19 protein-coding genes are annotated in these 19,109 nt (G+C 69.3%); 12 read left to right on the top strand and 7 right to left on the bottom strand.

Annotated elements, in window-relative coordinates; all coding sequences use genetic code 11:
• Positions 1 to 23 precede the first annotated feature (23 nt).
• A complete protein-coding gene (locus ABZW60_RS10540; protein ID WP_355475491.1) occupies positions 24 to 1,127 on the bottom strand; it encodes an FAD-dependent monooxygenase in 1,104 nt (367 codons plus the stop codon).
• A gap of 103 nt (positions 1,128 to 1,230) precedes the next feature.
• On the opposite strand from ABZW60_RS10540, the gene ABZW60_RS10535 reads away from it, so the two are divergent.
• The 3 genes from ABZW60_RS10535 (at position 1,231) to ABZW60_RS10525 (ending at position 4,157) form a co-directional block, all read left to right on the top strand.
• On the top strand, positions 1,231 to 1,863 hold the full coding sequence (locus ABZW60_RS10535) for a hypothetical protein (protein ID WP_355475490.1): 633 nt from the start codon (positions 1,231 to 1,233) through the stop codon (positions 1,861 to 1,863).
• A gap of 70 nt (positions 1,864 to 1,933) precedes the next feature.
• Positions 1,934 to 2,827, top strand: a complete 894-nt coding sequence (locus tag ABZW60_RS10530; RefSeq protein WP_355475489.1) for a BadF/BadG/BcrA/BcrD ATPase family protein — start codon at positions 1,934 to 1,936, stop codon at positions 2,825 to 2,827.
• A gap of 70 nt (positions 2,828 to 2,897) precedes the next feature.
• Positions 2,898 to 4,157: a hypothetical protein gene (locus tag ABZW60_RS10525; RefSeq protein WP_355475488.1), complete on the top strand. Its 1,260-nt coding sequence runs from the start codon at positions 2,898 to 2,900 to the stop codon at positions 4,155 to 4,157.
• On the opposite strand, the gene ABZW60_RS10520 is transcribed toward ABZW60_RS10525, so the two are convergent.
• Together ABZW60_RS10520 and ABZW60_RS10515 are read right to left on the bottom strand one after the other, a co-directional pair.
• A complete protein-coding gene (locus ABZW60_RS10520; protein ID WP_355475487.1) occupies positions 4,154 to 6,217 on the bottom strand; it encodes a YhgE/Pip domain-containing protein in 2,064 nt (687 codons plus the stop codon). The two genes, ABZW60_RS10525 and ABZW60_RS10520, sit on opposite strands and share 4 nt — an antisense overlap.
• Positions 6,214 to 6,918 (bottom strand): hypothetical protein, encoded by a 705-nt coding sequence (locus ABZW60_RS10515; RefSeq protein WP_355475486.1) that lies wholly within the window; start codon positions 6,916 to 6,918, stop codon positions 6,214 to 6,216. Before ABZW60_RS10515 ends, ABZW60_RS10520 begins: the two co-directional genes overlap by 4 nt.
• A 56-nt stretch (positions 6,919 to 6,974) precedes the next feature.
• On the opposite strand from ABZW60_RS10515, the gene ABZW60_RS10510 reads away from it, so the two are divergent.
• The gene (locus tag ABZW60_RS10510) at positions 6,975 to 7,586 is read left to right on the top strand and encodes a TetR/AcrR family transcriptional regulator (protein ID WP_355475485.1); all 612 of its coding nucleotides are present in this window, start codon (positions 6,975 to 6,977) and stop codon (positions 7,584 to 7,586) included.
• On the opposite strand, the gene ABZW60_RS10505 is transcribed toward ABZW60_RS10510, so the two are convergent.
• Positions 7,567 to 8,988 carry a molybdopterin-dependent oxidoreductase gene (locus ABZW60_RS10505; protein WP_355475484.1) on the bottom strand — a complete coding sequence of 474 codons (1,422 nt, stop codon included), beginning with the start codon at positions 8,986 to 8,988 and terminating at the stop codon, positions 7,567 to 7,569. The genes ABZW60_RS10510 and ABZW60_RS10505 overlap by 20 nt on opposite strands.
• Before the next feature lie 330 nt (positions 8,989 to 9,318).
• The gene (locus tag ABZW60_RS10500) at positions 9,319 to 9,870 is read right to left on the bottom strand and encodes a MarR family transcriptional regulator (RefSeq protein ID WP_355475483.1); all 552 of its coding nucleotides are present in this window, start codon (positions 9,868 to 9,870) and stop codon (positions 9,319 to 9,321) included.
• Between the two features lie 196 nt (positions 9,871 to 10,066).
• Between ABZW60_RS10500 and ABZW60_RS10495 the strand changes: the two genes are divergently transcribed.
• The 6 genes from ABZW60_RS10495 to ABZW60_RS10470 all read left to right on the top strand — a co-directional run bounded on the left by ABZW60_RS10495 (position 10,067) and on the right by ABZW60_RS10470 (position 15,746).
• Positions 10,067 to 11,083, top strand: coding sequence for an ATP-binding cassette domain-containing protein (locus ABZW60_RS10495; RefSeq protein WP_355475482.1), 1,017 nt, complete (start codon positions 10,067 to 10,069; stop codon positions 11,081 to 11,083).
• Positions 11,080 to 11,886, top strand: coding sequence for an ABC-2 family transporter protein (locus ABZW60_RS10490; protein ID WP_355475481.1), 807 nt, complete (start codon positions 11,080 to 11,082; stop codon positions 11,884 to 11,886). Before ABZW60_RS10495 ends, ABZW60_RS10490 begins: the two co-directional genes overlap by 4 nt.
• Positions 11,879 to 12,688: an ABC-2 family transporter protein gene (locus ABZW60_RS10485; RefSeq protein WP_355475480.1), complete on the top strand. Its 810-nt coding sequence runs from the start codon at positions 11,879 to 11,881 to the stop codon at positions 12,686 to 12,688. Before ABZW60_RS10490 ends, ABZW60_RS10485 begins: the two co-directional genes overlap by 8 nt.
• A gap of 93 nt (positions 12,689 to 12,781) precedes the next feature.
• Positions 12,782 to 13,570 (top strand): hypothetical protein, encoded by a 789-nt coding sequence (locus tag ABZW60_RS10480; RefSeq protein WP_355475479.1) that lies wholly within the window; start codon positions 12,782 to 12,784, stop codon positions 13,568 to 13,570.
• A gap of 29 nt (positions 13,571 to 13,599) precedes the next feature.
• Positions 13,600 to 14,928 (top strand): type IV secretion system protein, encoded by a 1,329-nt coding sequence (locus ABZW60_RS10475; RefSeq protein WP_355475478.1) that lies wholly within the window; start codon positions 13,600 to 13,602, stop codon positions 14,926 to 14,928.
• 41 nt (positions 14,929 to 14,969) lie between these two features.
• Complete coding sequence (locus ABZW60_RS10470; RefSeq protein ID WP_355475477.1) at positions 14,970 to 15,746, top strand: metallophosphoesterase family protein; 777 nt, start codon at positions 14,970 to 14,972, stop codon at positions 15,744 to 15,746.
• A 72-nt stretch (positions 15,747 to 15,818) separates the two neighbouring features.
• On the opposite strand, the gene ABZW60_RS10465 is transcribed toward ABZW60_RS10470, so the two are convergent.
• Positions 15,819 to 16,463 carry a GNAT family N-acetyltransferase gene (locus ABZW60_RS10465; RefSeq protein WP_355475476.1) on the bottom strand — a complete coding sequence of 215 codons (645 nt, stop codon included), beginning with the start codon at positions 16,461 to 16,463 and terminating at the stop codon, positions 15,819 to 15,821.
• Between the two features lie 64 nt (positions 16,464 to 16,527).
• On the opposite strand from ABZW60_RS10465, the gene ABZW60_RS10460 reads away from it, so the two are divergent.
• Positions 16,528 to 17,454, top strand: coding sequence for a hydroxymethylglutaryl-CoA lyase (locus ABZW60_RS10460; RefSeq protein ID WP_355475475.1), 927 nt, complete (start codon positions 16,528 to 16,530; stop codon positions 17,452 to 17,454).
• 32 nt (positions 17,455 to 17,486) lie between these two features.
• Positions 17,487 to 18,332: a helix-turn-helix transcriptional regulator gene (locus ABZW60_RS10455; protein ID WP_355475474.1), complete on the top strand. Its 846-nt coding sequence runs from the start codon at positions 17,487 to 17,489 to the stop codon at positions 18,330 to 18,332.
• 30 nt (positions 18,333 to 18,362) lie between these two features.
• Here the strand turns inward: ABZW60_RS10455 and ABZW60_RS10450 are convergent, their stop codons facing one another.
• On the bottom strand, positions 18,363 to 19,058 hold the full coding sequence (locus ABZW60_RS10450; RefSeq protein ID WP_355475473.1) for an EcsC family protein: 696 nt from the start codon (positions 19,056 to 19,058) through the stop codon (positions 18,363 to 18,365).
• Positions 19,059 to 19,109: the final 51 nt, after the last annotated feature.

Raw genomic sequence — 19,109 nt, 5'->3', positions numbered from 1 at the left:
AATCAAGCGTGCTTGTTTTTGGACTACGGCAGGGTGGGGGCGGTCCAGTTGGACCATTGGGCGGTGGCTTTGCGCCAGGTGGCGGGGGGAAGTAGGCGGGCCGCGACCAGGAGAGCGGCGTGGCGCAGCGGGTTGGTGTCGGAGTTGCGGGTGACGCTGGCTCGGGCCGCGGTCAGCATCGGGTGGACTCGGGCTCGTCGTTCGCGGTCGTAGCGTGGCAGGTCGTCCGCGTTCGCGGCCAGGACTACCGCGTCCTCCAGCGCCTGGCACGCGCCCTGGCCGAGGTCGGGTGTCATCGCGTGCGCAGCATCGCCGAGCAGTACGACGTGGTCTTTCACGAACGTCGGCACCGGATCGATGTCCAGCATGTCGTTGTGCAGAACCTGATCCTCCGGCGTCGCGGCGACCAGCGCCGGAATCGGCTCGTGCCAGTCGCCGACCCGTCGCAGGACCTCGGCCCGCTCATCGCCGTACGACGTGTTCGCCCGCGGCTCGTTCGCGGTGAGGAACCAGTACACACGTTCCCCGGGCAACGGCAGGACACCGAACTGCACCCCGCGCCCCATCGTCAACGACTCCTGCACCGGCCACACCGACCCCGGCGCCGTCACACCCCGCCAGACCGTCCGATGCTGGAACACCGCCTCCCCGGACCACAACGTCCGCCGGACCAAGCTGTTCACCCCGTCGGCCGCAACCACCAGATCGGCGCGCAGTTCCTCGTCCGCGCACGTCACGCTCCCGTCCACCGACACCGCGGTCACCTCGGCATCGGTGTGCAACGCCGACTCCGGCAACGCCTTCCGCAGTACGTCGTGCAGGTCCGCGCGGTGGATCGCGAGCACACCCACGTCCCCCGGATGATTCCGCCGCACCCATCGCCCGCGCGGCGTCAGGATGTTCCCGCGGGAGATCGTCGGCACGCTGCGATCCGTGACGTCGAGGCCGAGCGCGCCCAGCGCCTTCACCGCGTTCGGCCACAACGTCAGGCCGGCGCCGACCTCGGCGATGACCGGCGCGCGTTCGAGCACGCTCACCGACCAGCCGGCGCGCCGCAGGCCGATCGCCGCCGCCAGTCCGCCGATCCCGGCGCCGATCACCAGTGCGGTTCGTTCACGATCAGGCATGCGGCGGAGGGTACTTCTCGCCGGCGTACCGAATGATCCGGGGTAGCTGACCCGTCATGGTGATTACTTGAGCCGTCCGGTGATCACTACTGTGGTGCGGATTATGGATCTGAACAGCCCGATCAGCACTGTGGTGCCGTCGCTCGACGGGCCGGTGCTGCAGGTGCTGGCCCGGGCCGAGGACGGCTTGTCCGGCCGGCAGATCCACAAGCTCGCCGGCTCCGGCAGTGTCGCGGGGGTGCGGCTCGTGCTGCAGCGGCTGGCCGCGACCGGGCTCGTCCATGTCGACGATCTCGGCAACTCGCTGCTGTACCGCCTCAATCGCAAGCACCTGGCCGCCCCGATCGTCGAGCAGCTCGCGAATCTCCGCGGTCTGCTGGTCGGCCGGCTCGCCGACGAGATCAGCGGCTGGCGGGTCCCGCCGGTCCACGGAAGTGTGTACGGCGCGATCGCCCGCGGCGACGGTGAGCTGGACAGCGACGTGGACATCCTGCTGATCCGCCCGGACCAGCACGACCACGTCCTGTGGGAGGACCAGGTCGGCCGGCTGATGCAGACCGTCGTCGACCTCACCGGCAACCCGGCGCACGTGTTCGAGTTGAGCCAGACCGAGCTCGCGGACCACCTGGCCACCGAGGACCCGATCCTCAACGACTGGATGCATCCGAGCATCCAGCTCACCGGTGTCGAGCTGCCGGCGTTGCTGAATCAGTTCGAGGCAGCCCTTCCCCGGTAGCGGGAACCTGTGGGTACGCTCCTGTCAGCAGTGTCAGGAATTGTCAGGACTATCCACCCGGGACGACCCAATGACCCGCATCGCCATCGACGGCGGCCAGTCCGCGCTCCGTCTTCGTGTCCTCCCGTCCCAACGGACCGGCAAGGGTCCCGGCTACACGCACGGACCTGATGCCGTGACCAAGCTGCTCGACGCGATCCGCATCGCCGCGGCCGAGGCCGAGGTGGACGGTCGGGTGGACGTCGTCGCGCTCGGCCTCACCGGTTACCCGCAAGCCCACGGCGCCGCCGAGCGGTTCGCCGCCGAGGTCGGTGAGCTGCTGGACGCCGACGAGGTGCGTCTCACCCAGGACATGGTCACGGCGCACGCCGGCGCGTTACCGGACGGGTACGGCGTGGTGGTCGCCGCCGGCACCGGGCTGGTCTGTCTCGCGGTGGATCGCGACGGTACGTGGCGCAAGCTCGACGGGCACGGCTACCTGTTCGGCGACGCCGGCAGCGCGTTCGCGATCGGCCGCGCCGGCCTGGTCGCCGTCCAGCGGGCCCGGGACGGCCGCGGTCCGATGACGAAGCTCGCGGACACCGCGCTCGATCCGGTCGCGCTCTACCGGTCGACCACGCTCGTCGACGATGTGGCCCGCTTCGCCCCCGAGGTCCTGCGGTGCGCGGCCGAAGGCGACCCGGTCGCCGTCGAGCTCCTGGTCCACGCAGCTGGTGACATCGCCGAGACGATCAGCGCCGCGGTCGCCCAACTGGCAGGCGAAGGCCCGGTGCCGGTCGCCTGCGTCGGCGGCCTGTTCGACGGCGCCGGGGACCAGTTGCTGACGCCGGTCCGCGAGGCCTTGCCCGCGCGAGCAAGACTGACAGCGGCGGCCGGCAACTCGCTCGACGGCGCCGAACGCCTGGCCACCGGTCCGGTGGGGCCGTACGCCGATCTGATCGTCGCGCATCCGCGCCCTCGATAATTACGGTGTTGACCGTATATCTTGGCAGGCATCGTCCGATCCGAGCCGGTACGACAGCTGGAGACTTCACGTGAACGAACTCCTCCTGGCCGCGACGTCCTTGGACGTCACGCCGCCGCCCGGCCACCGGCTCGACGGGTACGCGGCCCGTACAGGACTCTCGACCGGCACCGCGGACGCGCTTCACGCCACCCTGATCTGGCTGTCGACTGCGGACGATCCGGGCGTGCTGTGGCTCACGCTGGACGCGATCGCGGCCGGGAGCACGCTCTCATCGGAGCTCGCGGAGGCCGCCGGAGCCGCCGCAGGCATCCCGCCGTCGCAGGTCGTGGTGTCCGCTTCGCACACCCACTCCGGCCCGTCCGGGTGGACCGGTGAGATCCATCCGGTGATCCCGGCCGAGCGTGAATGTGACCTCGTCGACTCGCTGGTCGGCGCGGTGCGCGCGGCCCGGCTGGAGCGGCAGCCGGTGACGCCGAGCTGGCATTCGATCGAGGTCGTCGGCGTCGGGACCAACCGGCACCGCAAGAACGGGCCGCACGACAACACCGCCGGCATCCTCGCGCTCCACGGCGCGTCCGGCTCGCTGGAGGCGGTGCTGCTGGACTTCGCGTGCCACCCGACGACGTACGGCCCGGAGAACCTGCAGTACTCCGCCGACTGGCCGGGCGCCGCCCGCGCCGCGTTGGCTCCGGCTGTGGTCGGGTTCCTACAGGGTGCGGCCGGTGACGTCAGTCCGCGCTTCACTCGTCAGGGTCGCGGTGCCACCGAGGTCACCAGGCTGGGCGGTCTGCTGGCTGCCCGGGTCCGTGAGGCGCTGGCTTCTCCGGGCCTCGAGCTACCGCGGTCCGCGCCGACAATCCGCCGTACGACGCTGACGCTGCCGGTCCGGTCCGTCCCACCCGTCGACGAGTCCGAGAAGCTCGCGTCCGTCGTGGAGAGCCGTGTCGACGCCGAGTCCCGCACCAACGGCGCCGGCGACCCCTCCGGACGCATCTCCCAGACCCGCTTGGAGGGCGCCCGCGGCCAGGCCCTGATGGCCGCCGCGTCACTGCCGCCGAGTCTGGACCTCAACATCAGCACGGTGACCATGGGCGACGTCTGCTGGATCAACCTCCCGGTCGAGCTCTTCGCGGTCCACGGCGCGTGTCTCCAGTCCGACAGCACCCACCCCATCACCCGGGTCGTCGGCTACACCGACGGCTACTACGGGTACGTCGTGGACCCGTCGGCCGCCGAGGCCGGCACCTATGAAGCCCTCATCACCTTCTTCGACCAACCGACGACCCACCAGCTCATCACCCAGACCGCGGCTTTCGTGAACAGCTAGAGAGCCAGTTCTGGCTGGAGCTTCTTGGCAGGCCAGACGCGCTGGTTGCGGGCAGCGAGGGTGGAGGCCGTGAGGGCGGCGGTGAACCAGAGGGCGAGCGCCAGGAGGTCTCCGCCGAGCGAGGCGCCCGGGCCGCCGTACATCAGGTGGCGGACGCCGTCGATGGCGTAGCTCATCGGCAGGACGTGGTGGAAGAAGTACAGCGGCTCGGGAATGGTCTGCCACGGGAACGTGCCGCCGGCGCTGACCAGCTGAACGACCATCAGGACCAGGCCGAGGAACTTACCCACCGCGCCGAACCATGCGGACAGCGCGTGCAGGATCGCGACGAAGGTGAATGACGTCAGGATCAGGAACCCGACGGTCAGCCATGGGTGCGCGGCGTGAATGCCGAGTCCGAGGACGACGGCGACGAAGACCAGCGTGGCCTGAATCGCGCCGAAGAGGGCTGGAGGCAACCAACCGCCGAGCGCCACGCGGAACGGCGACTGCAAAGCGGCTAGCGCACGCGGCGACAGCGGCCGCACCAGCAGGAACAGCACGTACGCACCGATCCAGCAGGCCAGACTGAGGAAGAACGGAGCCAGACCGGCGCCGTAGCTGTCGGCCGTGGCCTGCGAGACGTTCTGCAGCGTGACAGGCGCACCGAGCGTCTCCGCCACAGCCTTGCGCTGGTCCGCGGACGGGTTCGGGATCTGCTTCACACCGCTCTGCAGACCGGTGTTCAGTTGCGTCGCACCGGTCTTCAGTTGGCCGACACCGGTCGCCAGGCTGTTCACGCCGGTCAGCAGCTGTCCCTGTCCGGTCACGGCCTGCTTCTCACCAGCAGCAAGCTTTTGCGCACCGGTCTGCAACGTCCCCAGCCCAATCTTGAGCTGTCCGGCGCCGGTGCTGAGCTGGTGCGCCCCGCTGGACGCCGTACGGATGCCGTTCGTCAGAGCGGGCGTTGCCTTGGCCAGAGCAGACGCGCCGTTCGAGACCTTGCGCGCGCCGGTGGCGAGTGTGTTGAGCTGCTTGGACGTCGACTGGATCTTCGTGTTCGCCTGTACGACGGGGGTCCGCAGCTTGGCCGTCTCCGTCAGCACCAGGTTGATCTGGTGCTGACTGAGCCCCTGCGCCTTCAGCCGCGCCGCGAGCTGCGTGTCGAAGGTCTTGAGGTCCTTCACCAACGTGTTGGACGCGGACGCCACCTGCCGGCCCGCACCGGCGATCTTCTCGTTGCCATCCGCAACTTGGTCCGCACCGGCAGCGAGTTGCTTCGTCTGCTTCGGCAGCGAGGCCGTCTTGTCTTGCAACGTGTCCAGACCGTTGTCGAGCTTCGCGGCGCCGGTCGCCAACGAAGAAGCGCCCTGCGAAGCCTGTGTGGCCCCTGCGGCCAGCTGCGTCGCACCGGCCGAGAGTTGCTTCTGCGCGGTGTTGAGCTGTGACGCGCCGGACTGGAGCTTCGTGACTCCGGTCGCCGCCGACGTCAAGCCGGTCTGCAGCTGTGCGGCACCAGCAGCCGCTGAGCTCACGTTCTTGTGGATGGTGTTGTAGCCGGCCAGCAGCTGCGACGCCGCGGTCTCGCTCACCTCTGACGCCACGGTCTTCGTCACCTGCGCGACGACCTGGTTGGCGATCGTATGCGCGATGTAGTTGTTGGCGTCGTTCGTCAGCAGCTCCAGCTCGGCCTGCCGCGGCGTGAAGTCCGCGCTCGACGCAAGGTCGGCCGAGAACGTCTTCGGCAGCACCAGTGCGAACTCGTACTTGCCGTCCGACACCCCCTGCGTCGCGTCGGCACGGTTCACCTGGTGCCAGTCGAAGCTCTTCGACTTCACCAGTTCGTCCGCGACCTGCGGTCCCACGTTGAGCTTCTCACCGGTCGCCAGCGTCGTACCTTCGTCCTCGACGACGACCGCGGTCGGGACCTTGTTCAGCCGGCCGTACGGGTCGTGGTTCGCGTAGAGGTACAGGCCGCCGTACAGCACCGGCACCAGCAGCAGCGCCACCACAGCCAGCTTGGGCAGCCGTCCGGCCGTCAGACGCCGCAGTTCACTCAGGGCCATCCGCAGCGCGGTCACGCCTCTGTCTCCACTTCTTCTTCTTCTTCGATTGGGGTGACTGGCTCCACCGGAGCGATCGGGGTGACCTGCACCGGGTCGGGCTGGTCCGTCTCGCCCATCCGGGCCGCCTTGACGTCCAGCAGCCGGGCGGACGCGTCAGCGCAGGTGATGATCACGCCATACCCCTGTGCGGCCAGCCCGCGTCCCAGCTCGTACCACTCGTGCGGATCGCCTCCGTGCCTGTCCGGCATGGTCAGAATGACCACCTGTACGTCGGGGCGCGCCACGGTGAGCTCCGTGAGCAGCCTGGTCCGTACTGCGACCGGGAGGTGCTCGAACCGTTTGTCGGCGTGCTCTGCCGCGTCATGCTCGTTCAGCCACTCCAGCACGGCCTTGCGTCCCGCCTTGCGACCCGCGATCGCCAGCTCCTCGCCCACCACGGTCTGGACGGGCAGGGCGTCGTCCGGCTCCGTGATGCCGGGTGTGTCGACCACGGCAACGCGCCGTCGCAGCATGGCCGCGTCGGCCTTGCCGTCGAGCCGGACCGAACCGGTGTCGAGCTTCAGCCGCCCGGACAGACCGAGCGACGCTGCCACGTGGCCGGCGCCCGGGTAGCCGGTCAGCAGCACCACCTGGTGATCCGCGACCGACAGCGACGTGGCGTGCAGCATCGGCGCGTGCGGACCCCGCACGCTGATCCCGGCGGCCTCGAGCTCCATCCTGCATCCCCGTTCAATACGGTTGTGTATTCAATACAGAACTGTATCCTACTCCTATGGAACCGCCCAAGCGCCGCCGCTCCAACACCCGGGCCCGACTTCTCGAGGGAGCCCTGGAGGTGTTCGCCGAGCGCGGCTTCCACGGCGCGTCGGTGGAGGACATCTGCGAGCGGGCCGGATTCACCCGCGGCGCCTTCTACTCGAACTTCGGATCCAAGGACGAGTTGGTCCTCGCGCTGTTCCAGGCCACGACCGACCGCCTGCTGGAGCAGATCGAGGCGCTGCTCCCCGACCTCGGCACGCAGCCCGGCACACTGCTGGACGCCGTCCTGGGGCTGCTCGACGAGGCCGCGGCGGACCAGCGGCAGTGGCATCTGATCTCGGCCGAGTTCACGCTGCACGCACTGCGCGATCCGGAGGCGGCGCAGGCGCTGAACAAGCAGCGCGCGATGTTCCGCGAGAGCCTGACCCGGCTCGTCGAGCAGATCGCCGAGACGGGTGGGCTGGAATTGACGGTGCCGGCGGAGCAGTTCGTCCGGATGGTGATCGCGCTGCACGAGGGGGCTCGCTCGCAGAGCCTGCTCGAGCCGCGGAAGGTGCCGGCGGGCTCGCTCGAGCACACGTTCCTGCCGATGGTGCTGGAAGCGGTCAGCCGACCTTCACGCTGACCGTGTGCAAGCCGGTCGAGCCGTCCGGGGCCGGCGGCGCGGAGGCCTCGATCTGCGGATTGCCCTCCGCGTCGAACGCGCGTACCTGCAGCAGATGCGTGCCTCCCGTCGCGTTCCACGTCCAGTGCCACTGCCGCCAGGTGTCGATCGACGGGTCGGTGGCCAACGTGGCTTGTTGCCAAGGGCCCCCATCGACGCGGACCTCGACCTTGGACACCCCGACGTGCTGGTCCCAGGCCACGCCCGCGACCGTGACCGGTCCCGGGTCGACCTTCTTCCCGAGTGGGGTATCGATCCGCGACGACAACTTGATGGGGCCGAGCTCCGACCAGCCGCGCGGCGTCCAGTACGCCTCGAACCGGTCGAACCGCGTCACCTCGATGTCCACCAGCCACTTCGTCGCCGACACGTAGCCGTACAGCCCGGGGACGACGATGCGCACCGGGAATCCGTGCTCCACCGGCAGCGGCTCGCCGTTCATCGCGAACGCGAGCATCGCCTGCCGGTCGTCGAGCAGCGTCGGCAGCGGCGTACCGGCGGTGAACCCGTCCTTCGACATCGACTGGATCGCATCGGCGTCCTTCGCCGGACCAGCCTCCTCGAGCAGGTCCTTCAGCAGGACGCCGGACCACAACGCGTTGCCGATCAGGTCGCCGCCGACCTCGTTGCTGACGCAGGTCAGCGTGACCCACTTGTGGATGACCTGGCGCTTGAGCAGGTCGTCGAAGGTCAGGGTGAGTTCGCGGTCGACCATGCCGTGGATGCGGAGTTTCCAGTCCGCGGGCACGATCTGCGGCACCGAGAGGGCGGTGTCGATGCGGTAGAAGTCCACGTTCGGCGTCGCCCACGGTACGGCGCCCTCGGCCTGGACACCGGCGGGCGGGGCCAGGGTCGGCGGCTGGGGAAGGCGGAGCTGCTTGCGGGCGTCTGCCACGGCGGCACGGTTCCCGCCGACGATGTTGCCGGCCACGGCGACCGCGGCGGAGCCGAGCGCGACGCCGGCCGACAATTGCAGGAACCCGCGGCGGCTGACGCCGTCGTCGGGGAAGTCGAGCAGTGGTTCGAGGCGGCGGCTGAACAGTCTCAGGATGATCAGCGCGGTGACACCGGCGAGCGCGGAGGGAAGGAACCCGGTCTGGCCGGAGTCGGCGCGGGTCACCGCTGCCGCGACCGCGACCCCGGCGAGCGCCACGGTGATCAGGGCGCCGGCCCAGTACCGCCGTACGGCAAGCATCCCGCCCACAGCGGCAAGCACCGCGACAACAATCAGGATCCCGACCCGGAGCGCAGTCTTGTCATGCGTCCCGAACCAGGAGATCGCCAGATCCTTCAACCAAGGCGGCACCCGATCGATGAACGCCGACCCGATCGCCACCACCGGCGTCTGCGGAGTCCCCAACACCCCCGCAACAACACTCCCCACAGCCAACCCCGCCAAAGCAGCCAAAACCCCACCAACCGCCCCCCGCCACCAAACCCCCCGAGCCACACCCCGCACCCCACCGGCCGCCTGAGCGGCGGTTGCCCCGGCAGCGCCGGCCTCGCCGGTCGCCTGGCTGTCGGTTTCCCCGCCAAGCCCGCCGCGACCGTTGGCCTCGTGGGGCGTGGTGCTGGTGGGGGGCTGGTCTGCGGGTTGTTTCACTTCTCAACCATTGCGCGACGGGGCGCCCGACACCAGTCGGGCGCCCCATCCGTTAGTCGCGGGTAATGCTTTGTGTAGTTGTGAAGTTGGTCAGATCCGGTCGGGCGTGATCGGCCCGAGGCCCGGGCGGCCGTTCGGCCAGCGGCGGGCGTTGTCCCGGACCCGGCGGAGCTTGCCGAGGACGACGTCCCGCTCGTCGGCCAACTGGGACATCCAGAGGCTGTCGATCTCGAGCAGGTGATCCGGCAGTGCTTCGCGCAGCCGCCGCTTCCCCTCCTCGGTCAGGACCGCGAACGAGCCGCGGGCGTCGTCAGGGCACGGCTCCCGGCGAACCAGGCCGAGGTTCTCGGCTCGGTCGACCAGTCGGGTGATGCCGCCGGTGGTGACGGTCAACTCCCGGGCGAGGGAGGTCAGACGCTGCTTCTCACCGTGGCTGCGGGCGAGCCGCAGCAACAGTTCGAACATTGCCATTTGCAGTCCACTGCGCTTCAGGGAATGGCGCATCAGGTGATCCAGCTCGGCTGCTGCTTCTCGCAACAACCCGTAGGCCGTCAGCACGTCGCTTTCCCAGGGTTCGGCGGCGCGAGTGGGTTCTGCATCGGCGAGCGCTAGGGGCGAGCAAAGCGAAGGCGCGATGGTCATGCGCGGACTCTATTAGCTGACTAGGTCACTTCGCTACACGGGGTGACCTTTCGGCTACAGATCGACCCCTAATCGTAAGCCTCCTGAGCGTAACCGACACGCTGCGGCCCAACTGGTCTAGAACGGTGAAATTCAACCTGCGTCGCTGCCGCAACGGTGGGACCATGACCGGACGCACTCGCTGGGGAGGGTACGCATGGCGGTGATCGAGGCGGCCGAGCTCGTCAAGGAGTTCAGCAGACCCGTCGTACTGGAAGGCCGGTTGCCGCGGTTGCGGGCGCTGTTCAGCACCAAGCGCGACACCACCCGCGCGGTGAACGGGGTGAACTTCGAGATCGAGCCCGGCGAACTCGTCGGGTACCTCGGCCCGAACGGCGCCGGCAAGTCGACCACGATCAAGATGCTCACCGGCATCCTCACCCCGACGTCCGGCGTCTGTCGGGTCGCCGGTCTGGAGCCCTGCCGCGACCGTGCCCGGAACGCCCGCAACATCGGCGTGGTGTTCGGGCAGCGAACCCAGCTCTGGTACGACCTTCCGCTCCGGGACTCCTTCGAGGTACTCGCGGATCTCTACGACCTCGACCGGTCGACCTACCGCAAACGTGTCGGCCTGTTCACCGAACTGCTCGACCTGTCCGACTTCCTGGACACGCCGGTGCGCTCGCTGTCGCTCGGCCAGCGGATGCGCGGCGATCTGGTCGCCGCGATGCTGCACGAGCCGTCGATCCTCTTCCTGGACGAGCCGACCGTCGGCCTGGACGTGGTCGCGAAGGCCCGGCTGACCGAGTTCATCGCCGAGACCAACCGGTCCGCCGGCACGACAGTGGTGCTGACGACGCACGACATGGACGACGTCGAGCGGCTGTGCCAGCGCATCATCGTGATCGACTCGGGCACCGTCCTGTACGACGGCGACCTGGCCCGGCTGAAGGAACGCTTCATGCCGTACCGCTTCCTCGTCCTCACGCTGGCGGAGCGCAGTATCCGCCGCGTTGCTGACATCCCGTTCGCGACCGAGGTCGACGCCGGCGCCGTCGGCACCGTCCTCCCGTACCCGGACCGCAGCGTCGTCCTGCGTTTCGACCCGCGGGAGATCACCACCCCCGAGCTGATCGCGCGGGCGTCGCAGGTGTACCAGGTGGACGAGTTGTCCATCGTCGATCCACGACTGACCGATGTGATCTCCCAGCTGTACGACGGCTTGCTGACGTGAGCACGGCAACGCAGCTCAGGGCATTCCGCGGGATGACCCGGGCGGGCACGCGATCCGTCCTGATCTATCGCGGTGATCTGGTCACCGGTGCGGTCACGCTGGTCATCCAGGTCGTGCTGGCGATCGCGGTCTGGCGGATCGTGTACTCCGGGCGTGGCCCGGTCGACGGCGTCGACGCCCGGACGGCTGTCGCCTACGCGGCGATCGCGGCGTGCCTGCAATCGGTGCTCCTTCCGTGGCAGTTCTCCTCGTTGCCGATGCGGATCCGGAACGGACAGATCGCGACCGACCTGACCCGGCCGCTCGGCCTGATGTGGCAAGTGTTCGGGCAGAACCTCGGCGTACTGCTCGCCCGCCTGCCTCTCGGCGCGATCGGCCTCGCCGCCGCGGGGCTCCTCGGTGCGCTGATGCTTCCGCCCGGGTGGGCGGCGGGACTCCTGTCGGTCGTGGCGACGGCCGGCGGTGTGGTGGTCGCGATGCTGTGCAACCTGATCGTGTCGATGGTGACGTTCTGGACGTTCGAGGTCAGTGGGCCGTTGATCGTGTACCGGTTCGGGAGCGCGTTCCTCTCGGGGTCGCTGATTCCGTTGTGGTTCATGCCCGGCTGGTTGCGGGCGTCGGTCGAATGGCTGCCGTTCCAGGCGCAGGTGTACACACCCGTGTCGATCTACCTCGGTCAGACGCGCGGCGGCGAGGCCGTGGCGCTGGTCGCCGTACAGCTCGCGTGGGTGGTCGTGCTGGTCGTCCTCCTCGAGTTGGTGTGGCGGCGGGCGCGCCACCGGGTGGTGGTGCAGGGTGGCTGAGCAGACGTGGTTGCGCCAGTACGTCATCCTCGAACGCGCCGCCCTGCGGGCGCAGTTGCAGTACCGGGTGAACTTCTGGACCACCCTGATGGGCGGGGTCGCGTACCAGGGCACGCAGTTGCTGTTCCTCGGTGTCCTCCTCGGGAAGTTCGGTCTGATCGCGGGCTGGGGCTTCCCGGAGATCGCGTTCGTGTTCGCGATGCGGCTCGCGTCACACGCCCTCTATGTCGTCCCGTTCGGGTCGCTGCGGCTGCTCGACGAGATGGTCCGGGACGGCGAGTTCGACCGGGTTCTGTTGCGACCGGTGAACCCGTTCCTGCAGCTGGTCACGCGGTGGTTCCCGCTGATGTCGCTCGGCGACGCGCTGCTCGGCGCCGGCGCGCTGATCATCTTCAGCTGGCAGGCACCGGTCGACTGGACCGCGGCGAAGGTCGGCTACCTACTGCTCGCGGTCGTCGGCGGGAGCCTGGTCGAGACCGGTATCCAGACCTTCTTCTGCGGCCTCTCCTTCGTCGCCACCTCCACGTTCTCCCTCCGGATCTTCGCCGACAACTCGATCACCCAGTTCTCCGGCTACCCGCTGACCATGTTCGGCCGGGCGACCTTCTATGCCTTCTGCACGCTCGTCCCGATGGCCTTCATCTCCTTCCTTCCTGCGACAGTCCTCCTCGGCCGCACCGCCGACGTCCCGCTTCCCACCTGGCTGACCACCCTCTCCCCGCTCGCCGGGGCCGCGGTCTTCGTCCTGGGCTACTCCTTCTTCACCAAGATGATGCCGAGATACACGAGCCCCGGGAGCTGACTTCCCGGGCCTGTGGATAACTTCCGCGGCGGTCCGGCGATTTTTGCGAGCCTTGATCCGTGAGGTTGTGAACCAAACGGAGCGGGGAGTCGGATGAGCAAGGACCAGGACCAGAAGTCGCCGTACGGCGCCGGTTTCATCGCGGCCTGCATCGTCGTCGGTGCTGTGCTGATCTGCGGCGTCGTCATCATCTTCGCGAGCGGGCACGGGGCCACCCCGGCGAGTGCCGCGGCCCAGCCGCCGGCCGCCTCGACCTCGGCACAGCCCACCGACGAGCCAGCGCCGGCCCCCGCCACATCCAGCGCGGGAGCGGCAGAGACCAACGGCACAGACAAGAGGCAGACGAGCGCTTGCGGCCTTCCCGCCGGCGACCAGGCTGTTCCGTCGACGGCGCCCGCGGCCGACAGTTGGGACGTCAGCCGGCGGGTCGTCGTGCCGCACTCGTCGACCTATGGGCCTGGCAAGACCGACACCGACGGCTTCCGGCACTGCTTCGCCCACTCGCCGACGGGCGCGGTCTACGCGGCGTACAGCGCGATCGCCGCCATCGCGGACCAGAGCAAGCTCGTCCCGACGGTGACGAAGCTGATGGTGCCCGGGCCGGCGACCGACAGTCTGCTCCGCCAGGTCGCGACCGCAGCCCCCTCCGGCGACCCCTCAACCGTCCAGGTCGTCGGCTACCGAATCATCGACGCCGGCCAGGATCGTGTGACCGTCATGCTCGCGATGCCGGTCGAGTCCGTCTACATGAGCGCCAACCTGACCCTGGTCTGGCACCAGGGCGACTGGCGCCTCCAGCCCCCACCGCCCGGCGAAGCCGTCGGCGCCCCCTTCTCCCAGCACCGCGACCTCGGCGACTTCGTGAAGTGGAGTGGTATCTGATGTGCTCACCGATGGACATGAAGTGCCACGTGACGGATGCGGTCCAGTCCGTCGCCAGCAACGGCATCGCGAATGCCGAGCGCATCACGACGGACTTCTTCTCGACGGTCCTGAACTCGCTGGCGACGTTCTGGGTCAAGCCGAAGACTCCGGTCACGCTGGCGACTCCTTCTGCCGACGGCCAGACATGGACCGACAGCAAGACGGTCGCGTTCGTCCATGAGAAGACGCTCGGCCTGACCTTGACGATCTTCGCGCTCGCGATCGTCATCGCCGGCATCCGGATGGCGTGGGAGCAACGGGCCAAGCCGGTGCAGGACCTTCTGAAGGCGATGCTGACGTTCGTGGTCGTCTGCGGCGCGGGCACGGCGGCGATGCAGCTCCTGATCGCCTGGTCGGATCAGTTCGCGCTGAGCGTCGTCGGCGACGCGATCGGGAAGGACACCTTCGTGGACGCCATGAAGGCCATGGTCACCGAGCCGTCCGATACCGGAGGCGGTCAGGGGAACGTGCTCAAGTCCGTGCTGATGCTGTTGCTTCTCGGCCAATTGTCGGCGTGGGCCTCGCTGATCCAGATCGTGTTGATGCTGATCCGGTCGGCGATGCTGGTGCTTCTCGGCTCGACGCTGCCGCTCGCCGCCGCGGCGACCAACACCGAGGCCGGCAAGGCGTGGTTCAAGAAGTACTGCGCGTGGACGCTCGGTTTCATCGCTTACAAACCGGCCGCGGCGCTGATCTACGCGGCAGCGATCAAGCTCAAGCAGGAGAAGATGCTCGGTCCGGACAGTTCCGGGCTGCTGCAGTCCCTCACCGGCGTCATGATGATGATGCTTGCGATCCTCGCTCTGCCGGCGTTGCTGCGCTTCGCGGTGCCGCTGACGGCGGCGGTCTCGGGCGGATCAGCAGGGATGGGAAGCGTCGGGCCCGACATGGGCTCGCTCGCGTCGGGCGCGATCACCGTCGGCCCGACCTCGCGTGGCGGTGGCCGCGCAGGGGCATCCGGCGGGGGCAGTGCCGGGGCGTCGGGGGCCGGCGCGTCGGGTGCGGGGGCCAGCGGTGCGGCGACCGCGGGTGCCAAGGCTGCGGGTGGGGCGGCGTTGGGGCCGGCCGGGGTCGGTGCGGCCGCGGCTCGCAAGGCTGCTGGAGCGTTCGCCGGGGCGGCCGCGCACTCCGCAGGTGAAGCCGGCGGTGGTAGTTCCGGGGCGTCCATGCCGCGGTCAAGTGGCAGCCGACCGTCCGGCGGCCGTGGGAACAGCCGAAGCTCAGGCGGCCGGACAAGCCCGTCCGGGCCGCACGCCGGCCAGAAAGTCCCAGCCGGTTCCACGACCGGAGACGCAGGTCCCTCCGGCGGTTGGTGACGCCACCCCCCGCGGTCCACCGGGATGAAAGCATGGCGCGTATGGATCGAATTGCGCTGATCTCCGATGTGCACGGGAACCTGACGGCGCTGGAGGCGGTGCTGGCGGATCTCGGGGAGCGCGGGATCGGGCGGGTGTTCAATCTCGGGGACTACGTGGGGAAGGGGCCGCGCGGGCAGGCGGTGGTCGACCGGTGCCGGGAGGTGTGCGAGGTGAACATCCTGGGGAACTGGGACGACTTCCTGCCGGATCCCGAGCGGTCCGAGGACAGCGAAGGTCTGCGGTGGTGGAAGAACGAGCTCCGGGAAGACCAGTGGGGGTGGCTGCGTGGGCTGCCGTTCTGCCATGACTTCCTGCTGAGTGGGCGGCAGGTGCGGCTGTTCCACGCCTCGTCGACGAGTGTTCACCACCGGATCGTGTTCGATCATGACGAAACGCAGTACGCGAGCTTCTTCGAGAACACCCCGGCGACCGGCGACGGGCCGGTGCCGGCGATCGTTGGGTACGCCGACATTCACGACCCGTTCTACGAGGAGGACCGCGGGCGGATCCTGTTCAACACCGGCTCGGTCGGCAACAGCCTCGGTGATCCGACACCCGGATACGTGATCCTCGAGGGCGTCCTGGACTCACCCGAGCCGGCGCCGTTCTCGATCCAGTTCGTCCGCGTCCCGTACGACGCGCAGGCCGAGCTGGCGATCGCCCGCGAGCTGGGGATGCCCGAGCTCGACGGGTACGAGGCGGAGATCATCCGCGGCATCTACCGCACGACCTTCTACGCCGGCCGGGATCCCCGATATCACCGCCGGCCGGCCTGAATCGGGCTTGTCCACAGAGTTGTCCACAGGTGTGGATTGGGTGCTGGTAGCAACGATCTGTTCACCCAGTGGTCACTTCAGCAGCAGGGCCTCGGATCCCACGGGCTGGTAGCCGGCCGCGAGGAAGGTGCGCAGCGACGCCGCATTGCCCGGCGTGACCTGGGCCCAGATCGACGCGTCCGGCGCGATCAACGCCCGGGCCGCCGAGGCCAGCCGTCGGCCGTACCCGTGTCCGCGGGCGTCCGGCGGGACCTCGATCGCGCATTCCAGTCGCCCGGCCAGGCCGCGGCCGATCACCACGAGCCCGCCGTGCATGTCGGCGTACACCCGGACGTCGTCGCGGTACCGCAGGGCGCGTTCGACCCGGGGGTGGTCGTGATCCGCGAGTTCGGTCAGTCCTGTGGTCGCGGCGGCACGCTCGGCCGGGTCGGCGAGGGCCGGGGCGAGCAGCATCGCGTCGATCGAGCTGACCCGGCGGCCGCTGAACTCCTCCAGCGCGGCGAGGAACGGCGGGTTCGTCGGCGCACACAGGTCGCCGTCCGGGATCCGCTCCGTGACCCAGGCCGGATCGACGTCCGCGGCGATGACGATGTGGCCGGTGAACGCGACCACGCACGACTCCCGGCCGGACGGCGCGGGGACGACGGTGAGCCCGAGATCCGGGGGCGGGAACACGCCGCGCTCGACGCCCCGCAGAATGGCAGCAAGAGATGTCATCACCGAGCATTGTCGCGGAGACCCCGCGGGCACGCTCGACGACGCCCTCCGAGGAGGCAGCAGGATGCGCGAACCGCAGCTGGTGAAGGCCGAGGGACTGCCGGATCGGGTCACGATCTACGAGGTCGGACCGCGGGACGGGTTGCAGAACGAGTCGGCGGTCGTCGACGTCGCGGTCAAGGCCGAGTTCATCCGGCGACTGGTCGACGCGGGGCTGACGACGGTCGAGACGACCAGTTTCGTCCATCCGAAATGGGTCCCCCAGCTGGCCGACGCCGCCGAGCTGCTCGACCAGCTGGAGCTGCCGGAGGGTGTCCGCGCCCCTGTCCTGGTGCCGAACGAGCGCGGCCTCGACCGTGCGCTCGCCGCCGGGGTCCGGGAGATCGCGATCTTCGCGAGCGCGACCGAGACGTTCGCGGCGAAGAACCTCAACTCCACGCTCGACGACCAGTTCGCGATGTTCACGCCGACGATCCAGCGGGCGCTCGCCGAGGGCCTGGCGGTGCGCGGGTACGTGTCGATGTGTTACGGCGATCCGTGGGAGGGCGACGTACCGATCGACCAGGTGGTCAAGGTCGGCGCACGGCTGATCGACCTCGGCTGCCACGAGCTGTCGCTGGGCGACACGATCGGCGTGGCCACGCCCGGTCAGGTCGTCGCGCTGATCGGCGCGCTCGGTGCGGCCGGGGTCGGAACGGACAAGCTCGCGGTCCACTTCCACGACACGTACGGTCAGGCGCTCGCCAACACGCTCACCGCCCTCCGCGAGGGCGTGACCACGGTCGACAGTTCCGCCGGCGGACTGGGCGGCTGCCCGTACGCCGAGAGCGCGACCGGCAACCTCGCCACCGAAGACCTCCTCTGGCAACTCAACGGCCTCGGCATCGAAACCGGCGTCAACCTCGAAAAACTTGTCACCACCAGCACCTGGATGGCCACCCAACTGGCCAAACCATCCCCCAGCCGCGTAGTACAGGCCCTCGCCGGCTGAGAACTGTCGGTGGTGGGCGTGAGGATGCTTGGGTGAGCGGGCAGCGGCAGCGGGTTGAGCTTGGGGAGTTTTTGAAGGCGCGGCGGGGGCGGGTGGCGCCGGAGGAGGTCGGCTTGCCGGGTGGGGGGAGGCGGCGGACGCCTGGGTTGCGGCGGGAGGAGTTGGCGCAGCTGGCCGGGGTGGGGGTGACTTGGTATACCTGGCTCGAGCAGGGGCGGCCTATCAATGTGAGTGGGCAGGTGCTGGATGCGGTCGCGACGACGCTGAGGTTGACGGCGGTTGAGCGCGAGCATCTGTACCGGCTGGCCGAGGCCACGCCGATGCGGTTGCCGCGGACGACGGACGGTGCGAGCGAGGCGGTGTTCGAGGAGATCGTGGAGGCGCTCGACCCGCTGCCCGCGGTGATCACCAACACGCGCTTCGACATCGTGCGCGCGAACCGGGCGTACAACGACCTGTTCCACGACTGGCACCAGCTGCCCTGCATCCACAAGAACCTGCTGTGGTGCATCATCACCGAGCCCGCGGCCCGTCAGCAGTTGCTCAACTACGACACCGAGGTCCCGTATCTGGTCGGCCGGCTGCGGTCGGCGTACGGCGAGCACGTCGGTGACCCGGACTGGGAGACCGACCTCGAGCGGCTGCGGTCGATCTGCCCCGAGTTCGCCCAGCTGTGGTCACGCCACGAGGTCGCCGCTTGTACGCCGCGGCTGCGCCGGATCCTGAACCCGGTGGCTGGCGAGCTGCACTTCACGATCACCGAGCTCGCCGTGTCCGCGCATCCCGACCTGATCCTGTACGTCGAGACGCCGGCGGACGAGGTCACCCGCGCCAGGCTCCCGCTCACCCGCCGGGAGCGCGCCGACCAGTCAGCCTGACCCCCGCTCGGCGTCAGGCAGGACGGCGCGTCACTGCTCGATCGGGCGGCGGATGCGGCGGACCAGGCTCTTGTCGGCGAACTGACCGACCCGGTACGTCGACCAGCCGTCGACGCCGGCGCCCACGGCACCGCCGAGCAGCGGCACCCGGCGGGTGACGGTCAGCGCCATCCGCTTGCCGCTGATCCGGCCGATCAGCTCCGCGACGACCTCGCCGGAGATCTGCCGATCCAGCTGCGGGTCGAAGACCGGAGCGGTCGCGATCGCCAGCGGGGACGAGACCAGGCTCGACTTGCGGAGCCGGTCCGTGACGCCTTCCTCGCCGAGCAGGCAGGTGATCACCGCCGTCCGGACCCGCGGGTCGTCGAGGTCGTATCCGCGCAGGTGGGCGATCGCCGCGACCATCCGGCACTGGACGACCGCGAGCCCGGTCAGGTTGGCGGGCAGCGCGACCGGCAGCGTGACGAGACCGCCGATGCTGGTCGCGAAACCCTGCACGCCGGCCAGCCGGATGTGCTGGTCGATCACCGCCTCGATCGCGTCGGTGACGTCGCCGCCGCAGCGCTCCAGCTTGGTGTCCGCGATCCGCTCCGCGCCCGGGAACCGCTGGTACCCGTCGATCGCGACCTCGAGGATCTGGCGTAACACACCGCCCGCTGCCGTCGGGGCGAACCGCTGGGCGGCGGGCGCGAGACTACTGGCGACGAACCTGGCTACTCCGGCCACGGTGCTCCTTCCCGCCCGGCCCCACGCGTCAGAACCCGGACGTGCTTCAAC

The organism is Kribbella sp. NPDC003557 (assembly GCF_040610805.1).
GTDB lineage: Bacteria > Actinomycetota > Actinomycetes > Propionibacteriales > Kribbellaceae > Kribbella.
The sequence above is the reverse complement of the archived record's forward strand: the minus strand, read 5'-3'. Positions and strand labels throughout refer to the sequence as shown.